Source organism: Rhizobium sp. 01N447_2 (assembly GCF_056399245.1).
In genome coordinates this window covers 1-4,495 of sequence record NZ_JBFTQY010000148.1, presented here as the reverse complement: position 1 = coordinate 4,495, position 4,495 = coordinate 1, and the positions used below count along the sequence as shown (strand labels likewise).

Annotated in this window: 3 protein-coding genes and 1 pseudogene; all 4 read right to left on the bottom strand. The window is 60.3% G+C overall.

Annotated elements, in window-relative coordinates:
• Positions 1 to 389, bottom strand: a pseudogene (locus AC1ECN_RS38230) (conjugal transfer protein); the annotation flags it as partial.
• Positions 390 to 411: 22 nt separating this feature from the next.
• Positions 412 to 1,587: a transglycosylase SLT domain-containing protein gene (locus tag AC1ECN_RS38225; RefSeq protein ID WP_477956003.1), complete on the bottom strand. Its 1,176-nt coding sequence runs from the start codon at positions 1,585 to 1,587 to the stop codon at positions 412 to 414.
• Positions 1,565 to 4,084 carry a VirB4 family type IV secretion/conjugal transfer ATPase gene (locus tag AC1ECN_RS38220; protein ID WP_477956001.1) on the bottom strand — a complete coding sequence of 840 codons (2,520 nt, stop codon included), beginning with the start codon at positions 4,082 to 4,084 and terminating at the stop codon, positions 1,565 to 1,567. Before AC1ECN_RS38220 ends, AC1ECN_RS38225 begins: the two co-directional genes overlap by 23 nt.
• Before the next feature lie 3 nt (positions 4,085 to 4,087).
• Entirely contained in the window at positions 4,088 to 4,414 is a 327-nt protein-coding gene (locus tag AC1ECN_RS38215; RefSeq protein ID WP_477956000.1) for a VirB3 family type IV secretion system protein, read from the bottom strand.
• Between the last annotated feature and the right edge of the window lie 81 nt (positions 4,415 to 4,495).

The window sequence follows — 4,495 nt, the reverse complement described above, 5'->3', positions numbered from 1 at the left end:
CCCTTGACGGTATCGACCACCATCTTCACCAGGTTGAGGCCGTTAATCAGTTTGGCGGCCGTATTCTGAAACTGACCGCTGATGCCGCCGAACACGGCCTGATTTCCCGACAGGATCGATCCGAAGTCCGGCGCCTGCCCCATGCTGAAGCCATTGCCGGTCGCAAGTTTGGCGAACTGGCTGGCATCCTGGCTGCGATCGCCGGTGATCGCCTGCAAGGTCTTCGTCGTGTTGTCCTTGACGACCGAGGTGTCCTGCTGGATCTCGGACGACAGTTTCTTGATGTCCTCGCTGAGCGAAATGTTCTCCGAATCCTTGACGGGGACCTGCGCGTCAGCCTGCGAGACGGCAACGATGCCAAGGGCTGCCGCGATGACAAATCTCTTCATATGCCTAACCTCTCTTGTTCGTTCAGTTTGCTGTCGCTCTGGCATCGACGACCGTCACCAGGCCCAATACGGGATCTTGCATCGCCGAGAAGGTCGCGGTGTCGCCGCTGGCGCGTGCCTGTTCCTGCAGGTCATCGAGCCAGCGCTGGATCTGCTCGGTCGTGGCACTCGACGGCACGGCAAAGCAGCGGGTGCTGCCGGTGTCGACGACGGTCGATGGGCACTGGATTTGTGCCATGACAAGCGAGCCGTCGAAATCCTTGGAGTTGCCGCCGCCGGAGCCGCGCACGTTGGCCGACGACGATTGCAAGCCGGCCTGCAGGCGCTGCAGATATTGCTGGTTCGCTTCAATCGATTTTCCGAGCAGCTCATTCCAGACCGACCCGCGCTCCGCCTGCGCCTGCGTGTTGCGGTCGACAGCCTTTTTCAGCTGCTCGCCGCAACCGTTCCCGTAGCTCGCGCTCTCGGGCTCGGTGTTGTCGCTAGCCGGCGGAGTGCGGTCGCCATTCTGCGCCTTGTTGCGGCTGTAGTAGGCGGAGACCTTTTTGACATAATCCTGGGTTTCGGGAATGTTCGGGATCTGCCCATTTTGTAGCGACTGCCGATACGGCCCGGCATTGTAGCCGGCGGCGATCAGATCGTAGCGATCGCCGAACATTCCCTGGAGTTGCTTGATGTATTTGACTCCGCCGCGGATGTTGTCCTGGGTGTCATAGGGATTGATGCCGAGCTGCGCAGCCGTGCCTGGCATCAGCTGCATGACACCAGTGGCGCCGACCGCCGAGCGCGCGGACTGTCGGAAACGCGATTCCTGTTCGGCAATGGCGAGCGCGAAATTGGGATCGACGCCCTGGCGGGTCGCCTCGTCCTCGACCATACGGGCGACGTCCTGCTGGCTCGGCGTCCGCTGCGATGGCGCCGCCGGTGTCGTGTCGCCGCCCATGCCGTCTGCCGAGCAATCGGCGGGTGCGCCGGAGCCCTGACCGGGCGCTACGCTGTCCGTCGTACCGCCCGAGGCGCCTTTCAGTTTGCGAGTATCGGCCTGATAGCCCTGGTACCAATTCAAGGTCGCCTGCTGGATCTTCTGGCGGGCATTGTCGATGACTGGAACCTGAGCGCGGGTGGCCGCAGGGGTCATCACTGTCGCCAGCGCCAGCACGCCGGCCGTCGCCAACTCAGGAAGCCTTGCGTTGTTCATCGGCCTCTTCTCCCTCCCAGTAGCAGAATTTCGACAGCCAATCTTTCGGATCGTCTCCATATTCGTCGAGCAACATCTCGACCTCGCGCACGGTCTCCTCCCGGCCGGACAAGACCTTGATGAACTCCGGCATGTGGGACATGTCGATGCGCGCAATCACGCTGCTCTTCGCCTGCTTGATCAGCATGAACCGCGAACTCGGGTCGCCGTTCTTGACCCATTCGAATTCGGCCCTGGAGAGGCCGAAATGCTCCATGTAGGAATGCTCGTCGGCCTTCGGATTGGCAAAGAAGATGTTGGTTGACGTCTGTTCGATGATCGTGCGGCTGACACTGGACCGCACGACGTCGTCGGCCGATTGCGTGCCAAAGATTACCAGACCGTTCCTTTTCCGGATGGTCTTGAAATAGTCTTTCATGGTGCGCTTGAACTCGTCGTCGTCGAGCAGTTTCCAGGCTTCGTCCATCAGGTTGATGATCGGCGCCTTGCCGTCGTAGATCTCGTCCAGCCTGTGGAACATGTAGAGGAGGGCCGCGGTGCGCACCGTCGGATCGTCGAGGATCGAGGTCATGTCGAAACCGATCATTGGCCTGGAAATGTCGAGGTCGTCGTCGGCATTGTCGAAGAGCCAGGCGTAGGGTCCCTTGTCGACCCATTTGTCGAGCCTGGCGATCAGGCTGCCTTCGGTCCTCTCGCTTCCGGCCAAGAGGGCACGCAAGGATGAGAGCCGGCGGTACGATCTGTCTTTTGTCTTGAGCACGGACTTGATCGCGTTGCGAATGATAGCTTCTTCCTGCGGCGTCAGACTCTCGCCGTCCTTTGACGGCTTCAGCATGAAGCTCAAAAGCCCGTACAGGAAAACGCGGTTTTCCTCGGTATTGTCGAGCAGCAGCGGGTTCCACCCAGACGGTTCGCCGGGCTCCAGTGTCATGTATCGGCCGCCCGCCGCCCGCACCATGATGTCGAGGCCACGGTCCTTGTCGAAGACGATCGTTTTCAATCGAGGACTGACGCGGTAGGCCTGCAGGATCAGGAACGCCATGATGACGGTCTTGCCCGAACCCGTCGGTCCGAAGACCGTCGTGTGCCCGACGTCGCCCTGATGGAAGTTGAAAAAGAACGGCGTACCGGAGGTCGTCTCAAAAATGGTGATTGCCGGTCCCCAGTGGTTTCCATCTGGCTTGCCATAGGGATAGGCGTGAAAACTACTCAAGCCCGCGCAATTGAGCGTCGAGATGAGCGCGCGCCGCGCAATATAGGCCTGGTTGCCCGGCAGTTGCGCCCAGTAAGCCGGCTCGGCGTTCAGATCTTCGCGAACATAGGAGGCGCCAAGCGCCCCAAGCTCGTTTCCGATCAGCGCCACCGCATCGTCGAGTTGAGCCGTCGTCCTTGCGACCGGCATGATAGTGAGGTGATGCTCGGTGAAGGCAACGCGTTTCCGCGCAAGCTCGTCGCGGGCGATGTCGAGATTGGCCTGAACGCTGGAGCCGCCCTCGTCGGCTTTCGACATCTGCCGATCGAGCCTTTCGATGCGGCTGCGAGCGGCCATGTCGTCGACGAACGACATCGACTGCGTCAGCACCATCTCGAAAGGCAGCTTGAGGATGTAGTCGAGCATGCCGGCGCCGGTCTCGGGCGGATATTCCTTCAGCGATACCATCGCGGCATAGCGATCATCGCCTGATGTTTCGCCTTGGAGATGGATGATCCGGTTGCCGATCGACGTGCGCCGCGCCGGCAGCATCTCGTCGATCGGTATGTTGCCGAGACGGATCGGCCGGACACGGCCGCCGTTCAGCAGTGTGTAGAAGAACTCGCATTGCTCCGAGAACCAGATTGTTCGCGTGCCTTCCTCAAGCACCGTGTCGTCGGAGATGGTCCGGTAGATCGTCTTTCCGTCGCCAAGATCGACCTCGGCGCGCCGCACGTCGCGCAAGACTTTCGGACCGTAGGCGGCAAGCGATTTTTCCAGTGCCCTTGTTGCTTCGACAAGCTTGTCGCGCATCGCACGAAACTGCTCCCTGCGCACGACATTGCCGCCGATGCCCATGACACGGGAGAGCGCCGAACCCTTCTTGAACAAGGGCCGTACAACAAGGGACACATAGGTGTCGTTGACGAACATCTCGTTCCTGGAGATCCTCGACTGATAGACGTCGTCGAGACGCCGCATGAAGGGATCGGCGAACGCCGATGGCAGCGACGGCGCTACCTTGCGCCTGATGACATGGGTGTAGAGAGCAAAATTGCCGATCGACGAAATCGCGCGGAAAGCGGCGTTCCGCTGCCGCTGCAGTATGTTGATCGTCTCGATATCGGCGGTCTCAAACGAAAAGCCGGTCAGTTGCACGGTCGAGACCAGGCAGTCGTTCTTCAGTCGGATGATACCGTTCTCGATCGGCACATAGAACGGGATGTGTGTCGATATGCTGCGGTCGGCGAATATCTCCCAACCTTTCGACAAGCTCCCTTTCAACGATCTCGCCATGGTGCCCATCGATCACGCCCCATAGGTCCTGATGCCACCGCCGAGCCGTCGACCCAGAGGATTGACGCCGCACATGCTGAGGCGTCCGACGATCTCGAAAAACCACAGGTCGAGCTTCACCGTCAGCACATAGAGAATGCTGTGAAGGATCACGAAGGAGACCGGGAACCAGAGGATCGAGCCTAAGATCATGAACACCATCAGCGAGACGAAGCATTCCGCCAGAAAGTATGTGTAAGGGATCCCCATGACCGTCGGCGGCCGTGTCAGAGCGAGGATGACCGGATGGCATTCGATGTAGTCGTCTCCGCCGTCGGTTTTGCCGCTGAATGCCGCCATAATCACGACCCACTGCCAGCGAGGAAGTCGACGAGTTCGGCGGCGGCGAACATGCCGGCAAGGCTTCCCCCGACCCGAAGC

Bases quoted from the DNA above. Each gene is read 5' to 3' on its own strand.
- AC1ECN_RS38225 (WP_477956003.1), bottom strand. From the start codon at position 1,587: ATGAACAACGCAAGGCTTCCTGAGTTGGCGACGGCCGGCGTGCTGGCG.
- AC1ECN_RS38220 (WP_477956001.1), bottom strand. From the start codon at position 4,084: ATGGGCACCATGGCGAGATCGTTGAAAGGGAGCTTGTCGAAAGGTTGG.
- AC1ECN_RS38215 (WP_477956000.1), bottom strand. From the start codon at position 4,414: ATGGCGGCATTCAGCGGCAAAACCGACGGCGGAGACGACTACATCGAA.